This window comes from Rhodococcus sp. P4_C10, assembly GCF_056402135.1.
Genome location: NZ_JBFUHZ010000001.1, coordinates 219,586 through 240,147, shown reverse-complemented (window position 1 = coordinate 240,147; position 20,562 = coordinate 219,586). Strand labels below are relative to the sequence as shown.

Below are 20,562 nucleotides of genomic sequence, written 5' to 3'. Positions count from 1 at the left end.
GGATCGCGCCGATCCGGCGCGCCGAAAGTGTGAGGTACGCCGAGTCTCGCATTTCGCCCCGACGGCAAACGCACTGTTCCAGGCGTTGCAAGGGGCCAGGCGGGGCGCACAGGATCGAGAAAGTCTCAACCGTGACTTCAGACCCAGCTGCCAGAAACCACGGTCATGCGTGACAATGGTGCGGTGAATGACGCTGAACCCAGGGTGACAGGGCCCGCAGAACAAGGCTCCCGTCTGTATCCCCGGGTGACAAGTTTCCGCTCGCGCCGAGGCGCGCTGACCGATTCCCAGCAGTTGACCTGGGACCGGCTGTGGCCGGTGATCGGTGCCGACGTCTCGGACGAGCCACTGGACACCGCGGCCTGGTTCGGCCGTGACGCCCCGACCATCATCGAGATCGGCTGCGGCACCGGCACCGCCACCACCGCGATGGCCAAGGCCGAGCCGCACGTGAACTTGCTGGCAGTCGAGGTGTACCGCCCCGGCCTCGCCCAGTTGCTGCAGGCCATCGAGCGCGAGTCGATCCCGAACATCCGGGTGCTGCGTGGCGACGCGATGGACGTGCTGGAGAACATGCTGGCCGCCGAGTCGCTGACCGGCGCGCGGGTCTTCTTCCCCGACCCGTGGCCCAAGGCCCGCCACCACAAGCGACGGCTGCTGCAGGCGCCGACGTTCAAGCTGATCGCCGAGAAGCTGATGCCCGGCGGCGTGCTGCACGTGGCCACCGACCACGCCGAGTACGCCGAGTGGATCGCGGAGACCGGTGACGCGGAGCCGCTGCTGACCCGGCTGAGCTGGGAGGAGCTGGCACAGGGTGCGGCGGAGTCGCCGATGACCCACGAACGTCCGGTCACCAAGTTCGAAGACAAGGCGCACCGCGTCGGCCGGCCGATCACGGAACTGATCTGGGGAAAGGTCCGAGGATGAGCGTGAGCGAGCGGTTGCCCGACACCGAGCCCGGGGCCGCCGCGCCCACCGGAGAGGTCCGCCAGCCGAAGCGCGTGCTGCTGGTCTGGGACGCACCGAACCTGGACATGGGCCTCGGCGCCATCCTCGGCGGCCGGCCCACCGCCGCGTACCGCCCCCGCTTCGACGCGCTCGGACGCTGGCTGCTCAGCCGGACCGCCGAACTCTCCGGCACCAGCGGCGTGCGGCTCGAGCCCGAGGCGACGGTGTTCACCAACATCGCCCAGGGCAGCGCCGACGTCGTCCGTCCCTGGGTCGAGGCCCTGCGCAACGTCGGTTTCGCGGTGTTCGCCAAGCCCAAGGTCGACGAGGACAGCGACGTCGACGACGACATGCTGGCCCACATCGCGCTGCGCGCCCGGGACGGCGGTCTGGCGGGCATCATGGTCGCGTCCGCCGACGGCCAGGCCTTCCGCCAGCCGCTCGAGGACATCGCCGCGACCGGCGTGCCCGTGCAGGTCCTCGGCTTCCGTGAGCACGCCAGCTGGGCGGTCGCCTCGGAGATCCTCGAGTTCATCGACCTCGAGGACATCAACGGGGTGTTCCGCGAGCCGCTGCCGCGGGTGAGCCTCGACTCCCTGCCCGACGAGGGCGCCTGGCTGCAGCCGTTCCGACCACTGTCCGCTCTGTTGCTCGGGCGTCAAGGAGTCCAATAGTGTTCGACAGCTGGGGTCGCCTGGTCTACCGCCTCCGATACACGGTCATCGGGGTGATGGTTGCGCTGCTGCTCGGCCTGGGGGCGTACGGACTCGGCTTGGAGAACAACCTCAGCCAGAGCGGATGGGACGACCCGGGATCCGAGTCGGTCGCGGCCGCGAAGCTCGCGGACGGCACCTTCGGACGCGACACCAAGGCCGACGTGGTCGCGCTGTACACCGCGCCCGAGGGCAAGACGGTCGACGACCCCGCCTTCGGGGCGAAGATCACCCAGAACCTGGACCAGTTGGTCCAGAACAATCCGGACAAGATCCTCGCCGTCAACGGCAGCTACTGGCAGACCAAGCTCGCCGCGCTGGCGGACCCCAGCAAGACCCACGCCATCGCCAGCGTCGGCATCGCCGGCGCCAACGACACCGAGGTCGCGGCGAACTTCAAGGCTGTTCGCGACCAGTTCTACATCGATGGCGTGGACGTGCAACTGGCCGGCCTGCAGCCGGTCACCAGCACGCTCAACGACACCATGGCCAACGACGTGCACCGGATGGAGATCCTGGCCATCCCCGCGGTCGGGATCCTGCTGTTCTTCATCTTCGGCGGCGTCGTCGCCGCCGCGTTGCCACTGATCGTCGGCGGCCTGACCGTCATCGCCGCCAACGGCGTGGTCAAGCTGATCACCGGATTCACCGAGGTCAACGGGTTCGTCGTGCCGGTGGTCTCGCTGATCGGCCTCGGCCTGGCCATCGACTACGGCCTGTTCATGGTCAGTCGGTTCCGCGAGGAGATCGCCGAGGGCTACAGCACCGCCGATGCCGTGCGACGGACCGTGATGACGGCCGGGCGCACCGTCATCTTCTCCGCGACGATGATCGTCGCCAGCCTCGGTGGCCTGCTCATCTTCCCCCAGGGCTTCCTCAAGTCGGTCGCGTACGGCGCCATCGCCGCGGTCATCCTGGCCGCGGTGGTCTCGGTGACCGTGCTGCCCGCCATCCTCGCCATCCTCGGCCGCCGGGTGGACGCGCTCGGCCTGAAGTGGATGCGCAAGACCAAGACCACCGACGAGATCGAGGACAGTTTCTGGGGCCGGCTGACGCAGTGGGTGATGAAGCATCCGGTCAAGGTCGCCATCCCGATCGTCGTCGGGCTGCTGCTGCTCACCCTCCCGATCGCGGGCATCAAGTTCGGCGGGATCAACGAGACCTACCTGCCCCCGGACAACACGACCCGCGTCGCCCAGGAACAGTTCGACGAGCTGTTCCCCAATTCCCGGACCGAACCGATCAAGCTGGTGGTCTCCGGCGCCGACAGCTCCGAACTGGGGAAGATCGTCAAGACCGCTAGCGACGCGCCCGGGCTGGTCGAGAAGTTCAGCGTGAACAACCCCACCAAGAACGGCGTGACGGTCCTCAAGGCCGGCCTGGTGGACCGCAACGACTCGGCGTCGACCATCGACTACCTACGCTCGATGAGCGTGCCCGACGGGGTGCAGATGCTGGTCGGCGGTACGCCGGCCATCGAGCAGGACTCGATCGGGGCGCTGCTGGACAGCCTGCCGCTGATGGTGACGATGGTGGTGCTGCTGACCACGCTGCTGATGTTCCTGGCGTTCGGGTCGCTGGTGCTGCCGATCAAGGCCGTGCTGATGACCGCCCTCGGTCTCGGCGCCACCCTCGGCATCCTGACGTGGATCTTCATCGACGGCAACGGGTCCACGATGATGAACTTCACGCCGGGACCGATCATGTCCCCGGTGCTGGTGCTGATCATGGCGATCATCTACGGCCTGTCCACCGACTACGAGGTGTTCCTGCTGTCCCGGATGGTCGAGGCGCGCGCACAGGGCGCCAGCACCACCGAGTCGGTGCGGGTGGGCACCGCGCACACCGGCCGGATCATCACCGCCGCCGCGTTGATCCTGATCGTGGTCACCGGCGCGTTCGCGTTCTCCGAACTGGTGATGATGAAGTACATCGCGTACGGGATGATCGCGGCGCTGATCATCGACGCCACCCTGATCCGCATGTTCCTGGTCCCGGCGACCATGAAGCTGCTCGGCGACGACTGCTGGTGGGCGCCGGCGTGGATGAAGCGCTTCCAGGAGAAGCTGGGCCTCGGCGAGCCGATCCTCGACGAGGCGCGGATGCCCGACAACGTGCCGGAGATCGAGGCGGTCGGGGTGCCGCTGCCCCTGCCCGAGGGCGTCCGCGCATCGGGCCAGCCGTTGACCCGGGACGCGGTCGAACGCGTCCTGCCGGAGCGCACGGCGTCCGCACGCCGGATCGCGGAGACCGTAGAACCGCTGTTCGGCGAGCCGTTGACCGAGCCGATCCCGTTGGTGACGCCCCCGGCGCCGCGCCCGGCCCCGCCGGCGCCCCCCGTCCGGCAGGAGGCTCGGCCGACGCCCCCGGCGCCGCGCCCTGCACCCGCGGAACGGCCGATCGAGAGCTGGCTGTCGGACCTCCGGGTACCCGCCCCGGCCCAGTCCCAGGGTCCGGCCGCGCACCCGACGCAGCAGCACGGCATGGCACAGTCGCAGTCCGCCCCGGCCCAGCCTGCGCCGACCCAGCCGGCGCCGGTCCAGTCCGTGCCCGCGCATCAGCGGTCGCAGCGCCGGGCCCTTCGTCCCGTCGAGCCCGTGGCCGATCGGAACGGGAGCACCCCGAACGGTGCCCACAGCCCCGCCGAGGACCAGAGCAACGCCGGCAAGCACCGGCACACCGAGGGCGCGCCGACCGTCAGCGTCAGTGAACTGCTGGCCCGGCAGAAGCGCGACTGACCCGAGCGCCCCGCGACCGATGTGTCGGCCCGGTCCCCCGGGCCGACACGTCCGTGCCGACGCGGCCGCGAGCGGTCAGCGCAGCATCCGCCGGAAGGTCGTCCCGAACGGGTGTTTCGCCGTGATCGACCCGAATCGCACCCGGCCGCGCACCACCAGGTGCAGCGGTCCCATCGGCGGACCGGTCCGCACCTTGTTGGTTGCGCTGCCGCCGACGGTCTCGACGCCGTTGAGGTCGACGGTGGCCTCCGGCGGCACGATCAGCGAGATGGTGCTGCAGTAGTCGTCCACGGTCAGCTCGACCACCTGGGTCTGCATCACGGCCTCGCTGAAGTCGAGGGTCACGGTCGACATCCGGCTGTCCACGTGCAGCGTCGGCGGCACCTGCCAGCGCCCCTTGCGCGCCACCGTCGACATCCGGCCGCGCACCACCTGTCCCGACTGCGGTCCCAGCGGCTGCAGGTAGCCGGGCTGCGCATACCCCGGCTGCGGGTGTCCGGGCGCCGGGTACGCCGGCTGCGCGGCGGCCGTCGGCGGCGCGACCGGCTGCCCGTGCTCGCCGACCAACTGCACGCCGGGCAGGTCGTAGAGCACCACGTTCAGTTCGCCCCTGGTCTTCGCGGCCAGCGCCGTGTCCATCCGCTCGGTGAACTCGCCGAGCGAGAGCAAACCCTGCCCGACCGCCCGTTGCAGCATCTCACCGACATGTTCGCGTTCCGCGTCCGAGACCCTCAGGTCTCGCGCGGCCACAGGTTCCCTCGCCTCCATGGGCTCCAGGATAGAGGCAGCTCACCGACTACTTCGGCTCGTCCGGGGTGGCGGGGAACAGCGGGATCTGGGGGTCGTCGATCTCCACCTCGTCGAGGACCGCCTCGGGGTCCGGGGCCAGCAGCGACCGGATCGCGGTGTTCAGCACCGCGACGATGGGCACGGCGAGCAGGCCGCCGACGATCCCGGCCAGCACGATGCCGGCGGTGATCGCCAGCACCACCGCGAGGGGGTGCAGACGGACCGCCCGACCGAGCAGCAACGGCTGCAGCACGTGACCCTCGAGCTGCATGATCCCGATGATGATGCCGAGCACGATCAGCGCCGTGACCAGGCCCTTGGTCACCAGCGCGACGAACACCGCGACGAACCCCGTGAGGAAGGCGCCGACGATCGGGATGAAGGCGCCGATGAACACCAGCGAGGCCAGCGGCAGCGCCAGCGGGACGCCGAGGATCGCCAGACCGGCGCCGATCCCGACCGCATCCGCCGCCGCGACGACGACGGTGGCCCGCACGTATCCGACCAGCGACGCGAATCCTTGACTGCCCGCGAGTCGGACCCGTGGGCGGGAGCCGGTGGGGACGATTCGGGTGACGAACTCCCAGACCTGCTCGCCGCCGTAGAGGAAGAAGATCAGGGTGAACAGGGTGAGCAATGCGCCGGTGAAGATCTCGCCGATCACGGTCGCGGTGGTGAGCGCGCCACTGGTCAGTGCCTCACGGTTGTCCTGGATGGCCGTGACCACCGAGTCCCCGGCCTGGCGGATCTGGTCCTCGGAGAAGTGGAAGGGCCCGGCGGTCAGCCAGTCCTGGATCTGCGTGACCGACTGCGTGAACTGGTCGGTGAGCTGGGGCAGGCCCTCGACGAACTGCTGGACGACGAACGCCAGGATCCCCGCGACGACTCCGATGCCCGCGACCAGGACCACCACGACTGCAGCGGAGCGTGGGACTCCACGGCTCTGCATCCAGTCCACCAGTGGCACCAGCAACGCGGACGCCAGCAGCGCCAGACCCACCGGGATCAGGACCGTCTCGAGTTTCGAGACGATGTAACCCAGCGTCACCAGGGCCGCGAACAGCACCAACAGCCGCCACGCCCACTCGGCACCGACCCGCACCAGCGGGTGCACCGACGACGCGTCGGCACCCCGGTCCGGGGTCGGAGTCGGCTCGTCCGCCGTCATCCGGGCGAGCCTATCCGGGTACGGACGGGTTCGCTCGGTACTCGCCGCGCGCCGGCGCGCTCCCATGGATGGGGCGAGCTGCCGGGACCGGATTCGCGTGGGCCCGCCACGCCCGGAGGGCCGCTGGCAGCACGCGGATCACACGGTGTCGGTGCCACCCCGTTAAATTGGTCGTTGTGCTGGCATCTTCCTACCGAGCGGTCGCGCTGACAATGCGCAGTCGTTGGCCGCTCTACATGGGTTCGATGATCCTGGCGAACTTCATCGGCGCGGTGCTGGTGCTGGCATTCATCCGGTACGGGCTGCCGATCACCGAGTCCGACGCGATCGTCGCGGACCGCGTCCGCAACGGCATCATCTTCGGCGTCTACCTGATCGCGGCCGGCGCCGTCAGCCTGGGCGCCGCCGCGATGATGCTGCGTTCGGTGATCCGCTGGCAGCTGCGCGGCGGCCCGCCGACCCGCAGCGAGCAGATGGCCGCGCTGCACGCCCCGCTCCGGCAGGCGATCGTGCACCTGGTGCTGTGGGTGGTCGGCGGCATCCTGTTCGTCGCGCTGACCCTCGCGGACATGCCCTCGCTCGCGATCGCGGTCGTGGTGACGGTGTGCATGGCCGCGACCACCACCTTCGGCTTCACCTACATGCTGGGCGAGCGCATCCTGCGGCCGGTGGCGGCGCGGGCGCTGAGCGAGGGCCGCTTCGACCGGACCCTGGCGCCGGGCGTCGGCACCCGGATGGCGATGACCTGGGGGCTGGGCACCCTGATGCCCGTCATCGGGATCGTGCTGTTGTGTGCGACCCAGCTGAGCACCGACCTGCAGTTCACGACGGACTCGCTGGCGGTGGCGATCCTCCTGCTGTGCGGGATGGCGATCACCGTCGCGTTCGTGCTGTCCATGCTCACCGCCAGCCAGATCTCGGACCCGATCCGGCAGCTGCGGAAGGCCATCGAACGCGTCCAGCGCGGCGCCACCGACGTGCAGGTCGAGGTGTTCGACGGCAGCGAGATCGGCCGGCTGCAGGTGGGCTTCAACCGGATGATGGAGGACGCCGCCGAGCGGCAGGTGCTGCGGGAACTGTTCGGTCAGCACGTCGGCGAGGACGTGGCCCGCCGGGCGTTGCAGTTCGGCACCGAACTCGGCGGCGAGACGCGGTTCGTGGCGGTGCTGTTCGTGGACATGGTCGGCTCGACGGGGGCCGCCGCCGAACGCCCGCCGGGCGAAGTCGTCAACATGCTCAACGAGTTCTTCCGCGTGGTGGTCTCGGTGATCGACGAGCACAACGGGTTCGTCAACAAGTTCATGGGCGACGCGGCCCTGGCGATCTTCGGCGCCCCCCTGGACCGGCCCGACGCCCCGACCGCGGCACTGTCGGCGGCCCGGGAGCTGCGGTTCGCGCTCGACGAGATCACCGGCCTGGACATCGGTATCGGCGTCTCGGCCGGCCTGGCGGTGGCCGGGAACATCGGCGCCGCCGAACGCTTCGAGTACACCGTGATCGGCGACCCGGTGAACGAGGCGTCCCGGCTCACCGAGCTGGCCAAGCTGCACCCGAGCCGGGTACTGGCCTCCACCAGCGCGTTGTACTTCGCCGACGAGGAGGAACAGTCCGAGTGGGAGCTCGGCGACCAGGTGCTGCTGCGGGGCCGCACCCGGGTCACCGACCTGGCCTCGCCGGTGCGATATCCGTGACATCACGGCGCGCAGGGTTCGGGCAATCTGGGCCCGGTTGGCTAGTCTGACGTAGTGGTAGCGCCGCAGCCCGACCCTCGTGGGGGCGTCCCCCGCAAGCAAGAGGTGCCCGCGCCCGAACGTTCCGGCGGCCGGTTCCGGTGGCTCAAGTGGGTGGCCGGCCTGGCACTTGTCGCAATGCTCGTCGGCGAGGGCGTGTACCTGTGGCCGCGTCTGCACGAGTCCTGGAAGGCGCTCTCCGAGATCCACTGGGGCTGGCTGGCCGCATGTGTCCTCGCCCAGGCCATCTCGCTGAGCGGCTACGGCCGGGTGCAGAAGCAGTTGCTCCACGCCGGTGGCGTGCGGGTACGCCAACTCGACTCGGTGTCCGTCGTCTACGCCTCCACGGCGATGGCGGTGACTCTGCCCGCCGGCCAGGTCTTCTCCACGGCCTTCACCTACCGGGAGACCCGGCGCTGGGGCGCGAGCCCTGTGGTCGCGTCGTGGCAACTGGCGATCTCCGGCGTGATCGCGGCGGCCGGCCTGGCACTGCTCGGCGTCGGCGGCGCCATGCTGGTCGGAGGATCGGTCAGCCCGTTCACCCTCACCTTCTCGGTGGCGGGGCTGATCGCGTTGATCTACGCGGTCCGCTACGTCAGCGCACACCCGAACTCCATCGAGGCCGCTGCCCGCTGGGTGCTGGTCCGCGTCAACGCCATGCGCCACAAGCCGTCCGACACCGGGATGCACGCGGTCCGGGAGACGCTCGACCAGCTCGAGTCGGTGCGACTCGGCCGCAAGGACGGGGCACTGGCCCTCGGCTGGTCGGCCGTGCACCGGCTCGGCGACGTCGCGTGCCTGGCCTTCGCCTGCTACGCGATCGGCGCGGACCCGCTCCCGGCGGGACTGCTGATCGCGTTCGCGGCGGGCAAGGCGGTGGCCACCATCCCCCTGGCGCCGGGCGGGCTGGTGTTTGTCGACGCCACCCTGATCGCGACGCTGACCACCGCGGCGAGCATCAGCGCCTCGCAGGCCGTCGCCGCCGCATTCGTCTACCGGGGCGTGAGCTTCATCCTGGTGGCGCTGGTCGGCTGGATCGTCTTCCTGGTCCTGTTCCGGGTGCACCAGCACGAGGACCTGCACTTCGACGTCGAACTCGAGCGCAACGAGCAGAAGGCGATGCACGAGCGTGACCGCGAGGCCGACCCGCTCAATCCGCTGACCGACCCGACCCCCAAGCGCGCCGACCCCGCCTGACGCCCGCACCCAGCTTGCTCCCCAATGTCACATTGGGTGCCCCAGGGTTCCCCGATGTCACATTGGGGAACCGTGAGGCAGCGCCCGTGGCCCCTCGTGCAGCGCGCCGAGCATCGCGTCGAGGTGCGCCCGGCTGATCCGCACGGCCGCCTCGGCGTCGCCCGCCGCGACCGCCTCCACGAGCAACTGGTGGTCGTCCGCATCCGGCGCCGGATCTCGGCGGCGCAGGTCCAGCAGCTCGACCATCTCGACCATCGCCTCCGTGAGCCGCGGCACGAAGGTTTCGAACAGCTCGGTCAGCACCGGGTTGTGAGCGGCGACCACCACCGCCCGGTGCACCTCGATGTCGGCCGCCACGAACTCCGCGTCGCCCTTGCCGGATGCCGCGGCGCGCAGGTCGAGGGCACGGCGCATCAACCTCACGTCCGCGTCGGTGGCGCGCTGGGCGGCGAGCCGCGCGGCCTCGACCTCGAGGGCGTTGCGGACTTCGACGACCGCGGCAATGGCCTCCCCACGCAGCACGCTCGTCCAGCCGTCGCCGAGGGGTTCGGTGCGCTCGACGAAGACACCGACGCCCTGGCGGGAACGCAGCAAGCCCTGACCGGCGAGCATCCGCAGCGCCTCCCGGACGGTGGACCTGCCGACGCCCAGTTCGACCGCGAGGGTGGTCTCCCCCGGCAGCCTCGCCCCGACGTCCCACTCGCCCGCGCCCAGCCGGGACAGGAGCAGGTCGGCGGCCTGATCGGCGAGCAGGTTGCGCCGTAGTGGCGACGCCAATTTATCTCCTCAGGTTGTCAGACAAGTTGATCTCGCCTAGCGTACCGCTCGTGGCCACTCGGGTTCTCCTCCTCGGCAGCCGCGGCGGGGCCTGACCGGACCGGCTCCCCGCCGCGGGGTTCCGCCGTGCCGGTCGACCGACCGCCCACCGCAGGAGCTTCCCCGTGAACTGGAATCGCCAGACCCCGTCCGCCATGCCCTCGCACCGCTACCGCCCGTACACCGACCGGGTCCCGGTACCGCTGACCGAACGAACCTGGCCGTCGACCCGCACCACCACCGCCCCGCTGTGGGTGCCGGTGGACCTGCGCGACGGCAACCAGGCGCTCGCCGAACCGATGGACCCGGCCCGCAAACGCAAACTCTTCGAGCAGCTGGTTGCCATGGGCTACAAGGAGATCGAGGTCGGCTACCCGTCGGCCAGCCAGACCGACTTCGACTTCGTGCGCGAATTGGTCACCGCGGACCTCGTTCCGGACGACGTCACGGTCGTGGTGTTCACCGCCGCCCGCGCCGACCTGATCAAGCGCACCTACGAGTCGGTGCGCGGGCTGCCGAACGTGGTGGTGCACATGTACACCGCGACCGCCCCGACCTGGCGTCAGGTGGTGCTCGGCCACAACCGGGACCGGTTGCACCGCTTAATCTTCGAGGCCGCACAGGACGTCGCCCGCGGCGGCGACCACCGGCCGGGCGTCCGCTACGAGTTCTCCCCCGAGGTGTTCAACCTGACCGAGCCGGACTTCGTGCTGGAGGTGTGTGACAGCCTCACCGAGCTGTGGGACGCCAGCGAGGACCGGCCGGTGATCCACAACCTGCCTGCGACGGTGGAGGTTTCGACACCGAACGTCTACGCCGACCAGATCGAGTACATGCACCGGAACCTGGCCCGACGTGAGTCGGTGATCCTGTCGGTGCACCCGCACAACGACCGCGGCACCGGCGTCGCGTGTGCGGAACTGGCGGTGCTGGCCGGCGCGCAGCGAGTGGAGGGCTGCCTGTTCGGGAACGGCGAGCGAACCGGCAACGTGGACCTGGTGACGCTCGCGCTGAACCTGCACTCACAGGGCGTGGACCCGATGATCGACTTCTCCGACATCGACGAGGTGCGCCGAACCGTGGAGTACTGCAACAGGATTGCCGTTCACGAGCGACACCCGTACGGGGGCGACCTGGTCTACACGGCGTTCTCCGGGACCCATCAGGACGCCATCAAGAAGGGGTTCGCCCACCACCACGCCAGCGCCGCGGCGGCCGGCGTCGAGCCGGGGCAGGCGCCCTGGGACGTGCCGTACCTGCCCATCGACCCCCGCGACGTGGGCCGCGACTACGAGGCGGTGATCCGGGTCAACAGCCAGTCCGGCAAGGGCGGCATCGCGTACCTGCTGCAGACCGGGTATGGGCTGGACCTGCCCCGGCCGCTGCAGATCGACTTTGCCCGACGAGTGCAGCGGTCCACCGACGACAGCGGGGCCGAGGTGACCGCGGAGCAGTTGTGGGACTGGCTGCTGAGCGAGTACGGCCACCGCGGCGAGCTCGCGGGCTGGTCGGTCGAGCACCGTGACGACGGCGCCCACCTGCAGGTCCGCGCGAGCGTCGACGAGCTCGCGGTCGACGGCGCGGCCGACGGCACCGGCCCCGCCGAGGCACTGAGCCGGATCCTGACCGAGCACGGGCGCCCCGTGGAGGTACTCTCGCTCGTGCAGCAGCCGACGGGCACGGGCGGCGACCGGCGAGTGATCACCTACGCGCGGTGCAGCAGCGGCGGGACCGCGCGTTGGGGCATCGGGCTCGACCAGTCCGTGACGGCCTCCGCGTTGCGCGCCGTGCTGGCCGCCGCCACCCGGACGGAGGCTACTCAGCCGGCGTGACGATACGGTGCCGGTCGAAACGCCCTTCACCCGAGCGTGTTTCGGCCGGCACCGCGTGGAGTTGCGGTCAGCTGAGACTGGAGGACAGCATGCTGCTGCCGGCGCCGCTGGTCAGCAGGTCCGCGACGATGCTGCTGCCACCGTCCATCTCGAGGGTGGAGCTGCCCAGGTCCAAGGCCTGACCGAGGCTGCCGACGCCGCCCGGGGAGAAGACGACCTGGTAGCTGTACGACAGGACCGCGTTCTGCTCTGCACCGTCGACGCACGCTCCGACGACGGCGTAAGCGCCCGGCGTGATCGGCTTGAGCAGACCGGGGTTGAACCCGTTCTCATCGGTCGCGGTGGTGCTCTCCGACTTCGGCGACGCGTCGGACGTCGGATTCCCGATGTAGTGGACCGTGTTGATGAGTTCACCGAACCCGGGCCACTGATCCATCGGTGTCGCGGCGAGGGGCAGCGCATCGGTCGCCTCGAGGACGATCGGCACGCACATGACACCCTGACCGGTACTGGTCTGAGTGAGCGTCATCTCGATGACATCGCCGTCGGCGTTCGCCGAGATCTCCGGCGCCGGCACCTCTCCGGCCGGGGCCGCGGACGCGATACCCGGCAGCGCGAGGGCCAGGGCGCCGGTGAGTGCGGCGGCGGCGCCGACACAACGGGCGATGGTCGTCTTCTTCGACAAAGGTTTTCTCCTTGCTTCCACGAAGGGGCGCCGATCACCGCCACACCGCCCCAGATCGAGTGCAGCAGAGGCGAATACGCGACACCCCAAGGTGCGGACAAACCAGACAAAGCTGCGAAGCAAGGCGAACCTACCACGGAAACTTACTGAGCAGTAAGAACATTCCCGAGGGATTTCCGCACAGGGAATCAGTGACGCGGATCACATCGGGTTGCGGGAAGAAACCCGCCGGTGGCACGGTTGAGGCAACCAGTGCTTCAAGATTCAACTACTTACCCTCGGGAGTTCACATGACCACCGCCATCGCCCTGCCCACCCTCACCCCCGGCACCTGGGCCATCGACGCCAGCCACTCCACCGTCGGCTTCTCCGTGCGCCACCTGATGGTCAGCAAGGTCCGCGGCCGGTTCCAGGACTTCTCCGGCGCGATCACCGTCGCCGAGGACGGCACCCCCTCCGTCGAGGCGCAGATCCAGGTCGCCTCCATCACCACCGACAACGAGCAGCGCGACGGCCACCTCAAGACCGCCGACTTCTTCGACGCCGCGCAGTTCCCCACCGCGACGTTCAAGTCCACCTCGGTCACGGCCAAGGGCGAGGACTTCATCGTCACCGGCGACTTCACGCTGCACGGCGTGACCCGCCCGGTGGACCTCAAGCTCGAGTTCAACGGCGTCAACCCCGGCATGGGCCACGGCCCGGTCGCCGGCTTCGAGGCCAGCACCGTGATCAACCGCAAGGACTTCGGCATCAGCATCGAGATGCCGCTCGAGGGCGGCGGCGCCGTGGTCGGCGACAAGATCACCCTCACCCTCGAGATCGAGGCCGGCTACCAGGCCTGATCCCCACGCGCAGAACGACGCCCCCCACCGCGACCCCTCTCCTGGAATCGCGGTGGGGGGCGTTCTCGCGTCTCTAGCTGCCTGCCGCCATGTCCAACACCGCGAGATGGCTGAACAGCATGCTGGTACCGATCGGGTTACCGCCGCCGGGATACACGGTGCCGCTCGGCGCGGCCATCGTGTTGCCCGCCGCGTACAGACCCGGGATCGGGTCGCCCGACTTGTCGAGCACCCGCGCCGCAGTGTCGGTGCGCAGCCCGCCCTTGGTGCCGAGATCGGAGATGCCGAACGCGGCCGCATGGAACGGCCCCTGGTCGATCGTGACCAGCGGCGGCTCGCCGCCCGAGAACGCCCGGTCGTACGCCTCGTCGCCACGGCCGAAGTCCTTGTCGACGCCCTTGGCCACGAACTCGTTGAACCGCGCGACGGTGGCGGCCAGGTTCTCTGCGGGGATGCCGATCTTCTCGGCGAGCTCCTCGAGGGTGTCCGCGGTGTGCCACAGGCCGGCCGCCTGATACTTCTCCGCCTCGACCATGGAGACGTTGGTGGCCTTGACCGGAGGAACCTCACCCTCCTTGTTGTCGTAGACCATCCAGTACGGCAGCGTGACCGTGCCGTCCTCGAGCTGCCGGATCACGTCGCGACCGAGGCGGTCGTACGGCGCGGACTCGTTGACGAACCGCTTGCCGTCCTGGTTGACGAAGATGCCGCCGGTGAACCACAGCGCGAACGCGGAGCGGCCGTCCGGATGGGTCATGCCCGGCGACCACCAGGCCTCGCCCATCAGGTCGGTGTCGGCGCCGGCCGCGATGCCGGCCTCGTGTGCCTTGCCGAGGTTGGCCCACGGGCCCATCGTGTCGCGGGCCTCACCGGGCACCCCGAACTTCTGCCGCAGCTCGTCGTTGCCCTCGAAGCCGCCTGCCGCGAGCACGACACCCTTGCGGGCGCGGATCGCGACGCGCTCGCCGTCCCGCTCGACGATGCCACCGACCACCTTGCCGTCCTCGACCACCAGCTCGACCAGCGTGGTGTTCAGGTGCAGTGTGGCGTTCGGGTACTTGGCGATTGCCTTGAGGAACCGCGCGATCAGCGCCCGGCCGCCGATGAAGTAGTCGTCGGGCGCGGGGGTGCCGAGCCGGTCGACGTCGAGGGGACCACGCACGATCTCGCGAAGCTCGCTCGCCTCCGCGACCGGCAGCGGCGTCGGCATGGTGTGCCGCTGGCCGTCAAGCCTTGCCTTGGGTGCCTTGCCGAAGTAGTCGGGCCACGGCAGCATCTCGAACTTGAGGTTCTCGTCCTGCTCCAGGTACTCGATGAGCGGGGCACCGCCGCGCACGTAGGCGTCCTGCAGCTCACGAGGGGTCCGATCGCCGACCACCGAGTGGTAGTACTCGAGCGCGTCGTCGATGGTGTCGTCGGTGCCCGCGCGCGTGAGCACCGGGTTGCACGGGAACCACACCCCGCCACCGCCCGAGTACGCGGTGGTACCGCCGAACTTGTCGGTGGCCTCCACCAGGACAACCGCCAGCCCCTCGCGGGCCGCGGTGTAGGCGCCGGTGACGCCACCGCCGCCCGAGCCAACCACCAGGACGTCGCATTCCTCGTTCCACTGGGTCATGTTGCTCACAGCCTCCTGAAGTCTGAAGTTCCGATCGGAAGTATCGCGCCACACGCTAGGTACGGCCGGGGAATTTGCCGACACGCCGTCCCGCGGAGAGGGACATCCGGTCCGGGCCTACGCTGGTCGTCGTGAAGAAGGTGCTGCCAGTCCTCGCCGTCGACGTCGTGCTCGTGATCGTGTTCTGCGCGATCGGCCGCCGCAGCCACGACGAGGCCGACATCCTCGCCGGGCTCGCGTCGACGGCCTGGCCGTTCCTCGGCGGACTCGCGGTCGGATGGCTCGCGACGTGCGGTCTGTACCGGAACAAGTTCGACCCCCGCCTGGTGGTGCCGACCGGGGTGCTGGTGTGGCTGTCGACGCTGGTGGTCGGGATGTTGCTGCGCGTCGTCGGTGGTCAGGGCACCGCGTTCAGCTTCGTTCTGGTGGCCGGCACCGTGCTCGCGGTGTTCCTGATCGGATGGCGTGCGATCTACGGCCGGGTGCGCGCCCGCACCTCCCGCTGACACCGCGCCACTGACACCGGGCCGCTGACACGCGCGGCGTTCGCGCCGGGCGTCCGGCGCTCCGGTGTGGGACGCTTTTCGGATGAGCGAAGTGTCTTCGCTACCCCGGGACCCCAAGTCCGACCGCGGATTCTTCGGTCAGCCGTTTGCGCTGGCCAACCTCTTCGGCGTCGAGATGTGGGAACGGTTCTCGTTCTACGGCATGCAGGGCATCCTGCTGTACTACCTCTACTACTCGGCCGCCGAGGGCGGGCTGGGCATCTCCGAGGCGGCGGCGGTCAGCATCGTCGGCGCGTACGGCGGCACCGTCTACCTCTCCACGATCCTCGGCGCCTGGGCGGCGGACCGGCTGCTCGGCTCCGAACGCACCCTGTTCTACAGCGCCGTGCTGGTGATGCTCGGCCACGTGGCCTTGGCGGCGATCCCGGGGCTGGTGGGGGTCGGCGTCGGACTCGTCGCGATCGCGGTGGGCAGCGGCGGCCTCAAGGCGAACGCGACGTCACTGGTCGGGGACCTCTACTCCGAGGGCGACGAGCGCCGCGACGCCGGGTTCTCGCTGTTCTACATGGGCATCAACCTGGGCGCCTTCGTGGGGCCGCTGCTCACCGGGTGGGCGCAGAAGAACTGGGGCTTCCACGCCGGCTTCCTGCTCGCCGCGATCGGCATGGCCGTCGGCCTGATCCAGTACACGATCGGGCGCAAGCGGCTGGCGGGCATCGGCGCGACGCCGTCGAACCCGCTGCCCACGGCCGAGCGGTTGCGGTACCTCGCGATCGCGGCGGCGGCGCTGGCGGTCCTCGCGGCCGCTGCGGGCGTCGGGCTGATCACCACCGAGAACCTCTCCGACGTGGTGGTCGGCGTGACTGTCGTCGCCTCGATCGGGTACTTCGTGGTCATCCTGTCGAGCCGGAAGATCACCAGCACCGAGCGCAGCCGGGTGCTCGCGTTCATCCCGATGTTCCTGGCCAGCGCCGCGTTCTGGTCACTGTTCCAGCAGCAGTTCACGGTGGTCGCGATCTACGCCGACAAGTACCTCGACCGCAACCTGTTCGGCTGGGAGTTCCCCGCGTCGTGGGTGCAGTCGATCAACCCCGTGTTCATCATCATCTTCGCGGGCGTGTTCGCCGCGATGTGGACCAAACTCGGGCCACGCCAGCCCTCGACGCCGCTGAAGTTCGCCGCGGGCACCACCATCATGGGCCTGGCGTTCCTGTCGTTCCTGCCGTTCTCCGGCGGCGGCGAGAACAGCGCGCCGCTGCTCGGACTGGTGTTCACGCTGCTGCTGTTCACGTTCGCGGAACTGTTCCTGTCCCCGGTCGGGCTGTCGCTGTCGACCAAGCTGGCCCCGCGGGCGTTCCACACCCAGATGGTCGCGCTGTTCTTCCTGTCGGTGGCGCTGGGTTCGTCGATGGCCGGCACCCTGGCGAAGTACTACGACGAATCCGACCAGGCGCCGTACTTCGCCTGGATCGGGGCGGCGTCGATCGGCGTCGGCCTCGTGATGGTGCTGCTCTCGCCGTGGATCAGCAAGATGATGCGCGGGGTGCACTGAGCGGCGCCCTTGTGTGGCACCTGGCCACGGGCGGACGATGGAAGGGAGCCACGACAGAACCGGCTCCTTCCGCTCGTTCGTCCTCTCCAAGGTGTGAGCATCATGTCCGCCAAGATCACGAAAACCCTCGCCGCCACCGCCATCGCCCTGACCGTCGGCGTCTTCGCCGCCCCCGTCGCCACCGCCAGCGAACTCCCGGTCGTCTCGCCCGCCGTCGGCTCGGTGTCCCTGTGCTTCAGCGTCCCGCTCGGGTCCGCCGCGCTCGTCTGGTGCATCTGAGCCGAGCCGGGCTCGTCAGCCGGAGCGGCGCGACCACCCTCAGCTACTGAAAACGGGCCTCGGGAACGGACCTGATCCGTACCCGAGGCCCGTCAACGTGTCAGTTCGGCATGACCTGGGCCTGGGCGAGGTCGTAGACGGCCTTCTCCTGGTCCACGAAATGGCTGGCAGACATGTGCGGTCGGGCGGAGTCTCCCCCGGTGAGGACGGTCTCCAAGACCGGGAGGCCGCCGTCGGCGTTGACGAAGTGGGAGGTGACGCCGACCTGGATGCCGGTGCCGGTCGCCGGGTCGTACTGCTCGAACCAGGGTCCGCCGCTGGCGCCGGGGCTGATGGCCGCGGGCAGCACGTCGAGGTACTTGCTGGTGATGCCCGTCGTCTTGCCGGAGCTGATCTTGAGGGTACGGCCGTCGTAGGAGCGCTGGAGTGCGGACGGCACCCCGTGCTCGTTGGCCGCGCCCGTGCGGGTCGGGACACCGTTGACGAACGGGGGCGCGTACCAGCTCTTGATGTTGTCGGCGGGGTAGCCGAAGCCGGTCAGCACCTGGCCCTGGGGCAGGTTGAAGCCGACCTCCTGGCCGCCGGTGACCTGCTGGATCGGCCGGCTGTCGGTGGGGCTGTCGACCAGGAACGCGGCCATGTCGTGCATGGGTCCATCACCGAACTGGCTGGGGTCGACCCGCCATTCGCTGGTGATCCACTGACGGGTCACTCCCCACACGCCGTGGGGCGCGATGTCGGTGCCGGGCAGCGCCCCGCTCCCCTCCGGAGTGCCGAGGACGTAGCGGGCCAGAGCGGCACCGTTGAAGCCCGGGATGAAGACCGCCCTGTCGGTCGCCACGTTCTCCAACCCGGTGCCGAAGTCCCAGTTGGCGGAGTTCGACTCGAAGCAGTGGGCAGCGGTGAGCACGACGCTCTGGTTCGCGCTGTTGACCACGTTCGCCGAGCAGCTGGACCAGAAGTAGTCGGTGGTTCCCACCTTGCTGCGCTTGAGGAACAACTTCCCGGCGGTCTTGGTGATCAGGCCGGTTTCCGTGGAGGTGGCGCTGAGGGCGTCGCCTCCGGCGGTCGGCTCGACGATGGCGTCGCTGCCCTGGCCGTTGATCCCGCCTCCTGCCTCACTGATGTCGTCATCACTGAGACCGGCTATGGCGAGCCGATCGACGGTCCAGTAGTTGACCGCATCCTGCAATTCCGCGGCGTAGCCGCTACCGGCGGCGACCATGGCCGGCCGCTCGTAGGGTGCCGTGGACTTCGTGCTGGCGGACCCGGTGCTTGCGGACCCGGAGGTGCCGAGCACGGGCGCCTCCGTGGACCCTGCGCTTGCGGGCGCGGAAGTGGCGAGCAGGGCCGCCGCGGTGGTCACCGCAACAGCCCAGCTGACGCCCGTCAATGTGCGCATTTTCCCCAAACCCCCAAAAGAACATGAATGATCTGGTGAAGATACGGCACTCGTGGTCATGCGGTCTCGGGTATCGGGAGATAGGTCGGGCCCGGTTCGCCGGTGCTGTCGTCGACGGCGGAGCGGATACCCAGATGGTGCGCATGGACAGCAAGGTCAGGCCGAACCGGAGGACACGGGCGCATACGGCGCAGCCGGGGAGGGCGTGCGGAACTTCCTCTCCGGCCAACTTGCGAAGCCGCAGCTGGGCTGGACCGGCACCAGTTCCGTGCGGCATTCGTCAGCTGAGGTAGCTCGCTTCGACGACAACCACGCTGAGCCGAAACCCGGCCAACACCAACATGATCCGCTGGGGGTCGGCGGAATCATCTTCACCGGCTACCGAAAACGGACCTCGGGTACGGACCTGATCCGTACCCGAGGCCCGTCAACGTGTCAGTTCGGCGCGACCTGAGCCTGGGCGAGGTCGAAGACGGACTTCTCCTGAGCCATGAAGTGGGTGACTGAACCGTGCGGGCGGGCGGGATTCATGTTGGCGAAGAGGGTCTCCAAGACCGCCGTGCCGCCGTCGGCGTTGACGAAGTGGGAGAGGACGCCGACCTGGATGCCGGTGCCCGTGGCCGGGTCGTACTGCTCGAACCAGGGTCCGCCGCTGGCGCCGGGGCTGATGGCCATGGGCAGCACGTCGAGGTACTTGCCGGTGACGGCGGTCGACTGACCCGAGCTGACCTTGAGCGTACGGCCGTCGAAGGAGCGCTGGAGTGCGGCCGGCGTCCCGAACACGTTGGCCGCACCCGTGCGGGTCGGGACGCCGTTGACGTACGGGGTCTTGTACCAGCTGATGGCGTTGTCGGTCGGGTAGCCGAAGCCGGTCAGCGCCTTGCCCTGGGGCAGGTTGAAGCCGACCTGCTGGCCCCCGGTGACCTGCTGGATCGGCCGGCTGTCGGTGGGGCTGTCGACCAGGAACGCGGCCATGTCGTGCGCGGGGCCTTCACCGAAGAAGCTGGCGTCCTGCGCCCACAGGTTGGTGGTCCACTGACGGGTCACCCCCCACACGCCGTAGGGCGCGATGTCGGTTCCGGGCAGCGCCCCGCTCCCCTCCGGCGTGCCGAGGACGTAGCGGGCCAGACCGGCACCGTTGAAGCCCGGGATGAAGACCGCCCTGACAGCCGTGTTGTTCTCGATCCCGATGCCGAAGTCCCAGTTGGAGGAGTTCTGCCGGAAGCAGTGGGCGGCGCTGAGCACGACGCTCTGGTTCGCGCTGCTGACGACATTCGCCGAGCAGGTGGACAACCAAGTCTTTCCCGGCGCGTCGATCTTGAGGAACAGCTTCCCGGCGGTCTTGCGGATCAGGCCGGAACCCGTGGCGGTGGCACTGAGGGCGTCGCCTCCACCGGTCGGCTCGACGATGACGTCACTGCCCTGGCCGTCGATCGGCCAGCCGTTGTCGTCGTTGAGACCGGCAACGGCGAGCCGGTCGACGGTCCAGAAGTTGACCGCCGCCTGCAGATCCGCGGCGTACCCACTACCGGCGGCGACCATGGTCGGCCGCTCGTAGGGCGTCGTGTTCTCCGCGCTGGCCGGCGCGGCGGTGGCGAGTAGCGCCGCCGCGGTGGTCACCGCAACAGCCCAACTGACGCCTGTCAATGTGCGCATTCCCCAAACCCCCAAAGTACGTGAATGATCTGGTGAAGATACGGCACTCGGTGTCATACGGTCTCGGATATCGGGAGATGGTTCAGGCCCA

At 69.3% G+C, this 20,562-nt stretch carries 17 protein-coding genes; 10 read left to right on the top strand and 7 right to left on the bottom strand.

Annotated features, from left to right (window positions below; all coding sequences use genetic code 11):
• Positions 1-147: 147 nt before the first annotated feature.
• From trmB to AC1DWC_RS01125, 3 genes are read left to right on the top strand one after another with little or no spacing between them, the layout of a single operon-like run.
• Complete coding sequence (gene trmB / locus AC1DWC_RS01135) at positions 148-927, top strand: tRNA (guanosine(46)-N7)-methyltransferase TrmB (RefSeq protein WP_174556666.1); 780 nt, start codon at positions 148-150, stop codon at positions 925-927.
• Entirely contained in the window at positions 924-1,622 is a 699-nt protein-coding gene (locus tag AC1DWC_RS01130) for an NYN domain-containing protein (RefSeq protein ID WP_477905388.1), read from the top strand. The genes trmB and AC1DWC_RS01130 overlap by 4 nt, the downstream gene beginning before the upstream one ends.
• Positions 1,622-4,399: an MMPL family transporter gene (locus tag AC1DWC_RS01125; RefSeq protein ID WP_477905386.1), complete on the top strand. Its 2,778-nt coding sequence runs from the start codon at positions 1,622-1,624 to the stop codon at positions 4,397-4,399. The genes AC1DWC_RS01130 and AC1DWC_RS01125 overlap by 1 nt, the downstream gene beginning before the upstream one ends.
• 75 nt (positions 4,400-4,474) lie before the next feature.
• Here AC1DWC_RS01125 and AC1DWC_RS01120 read toward each other — a convergent pair whose 3' ends face one another.
• Together AC1DWC_RS01120 and AC1DWC_RS01115 are read right to left on the bottom strand one after the other, a co-directional pair.
• A complete protein-coding gene (locus tag AC1DWC_RS01120) occupies positions 4,475-5,149 on the bottom strand; it encodes a DUF1707 SHOCT-like domain-containing protein (RefSeq protein ID WP_477905437.1) in 675 nt (224 codons plus the stop codon).
• Between the two features lie 46 nt (positions 5,150-5,195).
• On the bottom strand, positions 5,196-6,356 hold the full coding sequence (locus AC1DWC_RS01115; protein WP_477905384.1) for an AI-2E family transporter: 1,161 nt from the start codon (positions 6,354-6,356) through the stop codon (positions 5,196-5,198).
• A 236-nt stretch (positions 6,357-6,592) separates the two neighbouring features.
• Between AC1DWC_RS01115 and AC1DWC_RS01110 the strand changes: the two genes are divergently transcribed.
• Together AC1DWC_RS01110 and AC1DWC_RS01105 are read left to right on the top strand one after the other, a co-directional pair.
• Positions 6,593-8,047 (top strand): adenylate/guanylate cyclase domain-containing protein, encoded by a 1,455-nt coding sequence (locus tag AC1DWC_RS01110; protein ID WP_477905435.1) that lies wholly within the window; start codon positions 6,593-6,595, stop codon positions 8,045-8,047.
• A 54-nt stretch (positions 8,048-8,101) separates the two neighbouring features.
• Positions 8,102-9,283 carry a lysylphosphatidylglycerol synthase transmembrane domain-containing protein gene (locus AC1DWC_RS01105; RefSeq protein ID WP_477905383.1) on the top strand — a complete coding sequence of 394 codons (1,182 nt, stop codon included), beginning with the start codon at positions 8,102-8,104 and terminating at the stop codon, positions 9,281-9,283.
• A gap of 57 nt (positions 9,284-9,340) precedes the next feature.
• Here AC1DWC_RS01105 and AC1DWC_RS01100 read toward each other — a convergent pair whose 3' ends face one another.
• Entirely contained in the window at positions 9,341-10,060 is a 720-nt protein-coding gene (locus AC1DWC_RS01100; protein ID WP_477905381.1) for a FadR/GntR family transcriptional regulator, read from the bottom strand.
• A 194-nt stretch (positions 10,061-10,254) separates the two neighbouring features.
• On the opposite strand from AC1DWC_RS01100, the gene AC1DWC_RS01095 reads away from it, so the two are divergent.
• Positions 10,255-11,931: a 2-isopropylmalate synthase gene (locus tag AC1DWC_RS01095; RefSeq protein WP_477905433.1), complete on the top strand. Its 1,677-nt coding sequence runs from the start codon at positions 10,255-10,257 to the stop codon at positions 11,929-11,931.
• 67 nt (positions 11,932-11,998) lie between these two features.
• Here AC1DWC_RS01095 and AC1DWC_RS01090 read toward each other — a convergent pair whose 3' ends face one another.
• Positions 11,999-12,616, bottom strand: a complete 618-nt coding sequence (locus AC1DWC_RS01090) for a hypothetical protein (protein WP_477905379.1) — start codon at positions 12,614-12,616, stop codon at positions 11,999-12,001.
• Positions 12,617-12,906: 290 nt separating this feature from the next.
• Here AC1DWC_RS01090 and AC1DWC_RS01085 point away from each other — a divergent pair, with 290 nt between their 5' ends.
• Positions 12,907-13,458 (top strand): YceI family protein, encoded by a 552-nt coding sequence (locus AC1DWC_RS01085; protein WP_477905377.1) that lies wholly within the window; start codon positions 12,907-12,909, stop codon positions 13,456-13,458.
• Positions 13,459-13,531: 73 nt separating this feature from the next.
• On the opposite strand, the gene AC1DWC_RS01080 is transcribed toward AC1DWC_RS01085, so the two are convergent.
• Positions 13,532-15,076: an FAD-binding protein gene (locus tag AC1DWC_RS01080; protein ID WP_477905431.1), complete on the bottom strand. Its 1,545-nt coding sequence runs from the start codon at positions 15,074-15,076 to the stop codon at positions 13,532-13,534.
• A 131-nt stretch (positions 15,077-15,207) separates the two neighbouring features.
• Here AC1DWC_RS01080 and AC1DWC_RS01075 point away from each other — a divergent pair, with 131 nt between their 5' ends.
• The 3 genes from AC1DWC_RS01075 to AC1DWC_RS01065 all read left to right on the top strand — a co-directional run bounded on the left by AC1DWC_RS01075 (position 15,208) and on the right by AC1DWC_RS01065 (position 17,413).
• Positions 15,208-15,582, top strand: a complete 375-nt coding sequence (locus tag AC1DWC_RS01075; RefSeq protein ID WP_477905375.1) for a DUF3054 domain-containing protein — start codon at positions 15,208-15,210, stop codon at positions 15,580-15,582.
• A gap of 82 nt (positions 15,583-15,664) precedes the next feature.
• Positions 15,665-17,134 carry a peptide MFS transporter gene (locus tag AC1DWC_RS01070; RefSeq protein ID WP_477905373.1) on the top strand — a complete coding sequence of 490 codons (1,470 nt, stop codon included), beginning with the start codon at positions 15,665-15,667 and terminating at the stop codon, positions 17,132-17,134.
• A gap of 102 nt (positions 17,135-17,236) precedes the next feature.
• Positions 17,237-17,413 carry a hypothetical protein gene (locus AC1DWC_RS01065; RefSeq protein WP_169888157.1) on the top strand — a complete coding sequence of 59 codons (177 nt, stop codon included), beginning with the start codon at positions 17,237-17,239 and terminating at the stop codon, positions 17,411-17,413.
• 100 nt (positions 17,414-17,513) lie between these two features.
• Here AC1DWC_RS01065 and AC1DWC_RS01060 read toward each other — a convergent pair whose 3' ends face one another.
• Together AC1DWC_RS01060 and AC1DWC_RS01055 are read right to left on the bottom strand one after the other, a co-directional pair.
• Entirely contained in the window at positions 17,514-18,815 is a 1,302-nt protein-coding gene (locus tag AC1DWC_RS01060) for a trypsin-like serine peptidase (protein WP_477842751.1), read from the bottom strand.
• A 435-nt stretch (positions 18,816-19,250) separates the two neighbouring features.
• Positions 19,251-20,471 (bottom strand): trypsin-like serine peptidase, encoded by a 1,221-nt coding sequence (locus AC1DWC_RS01055; protein ID WP_477905371.1) that lies wholly within the window; start codon positions 20,469-20,471, stop codon positions 19,251-19,253.
• Positions 20,472-20,562 lie beyond the last annotated feature (91 nt).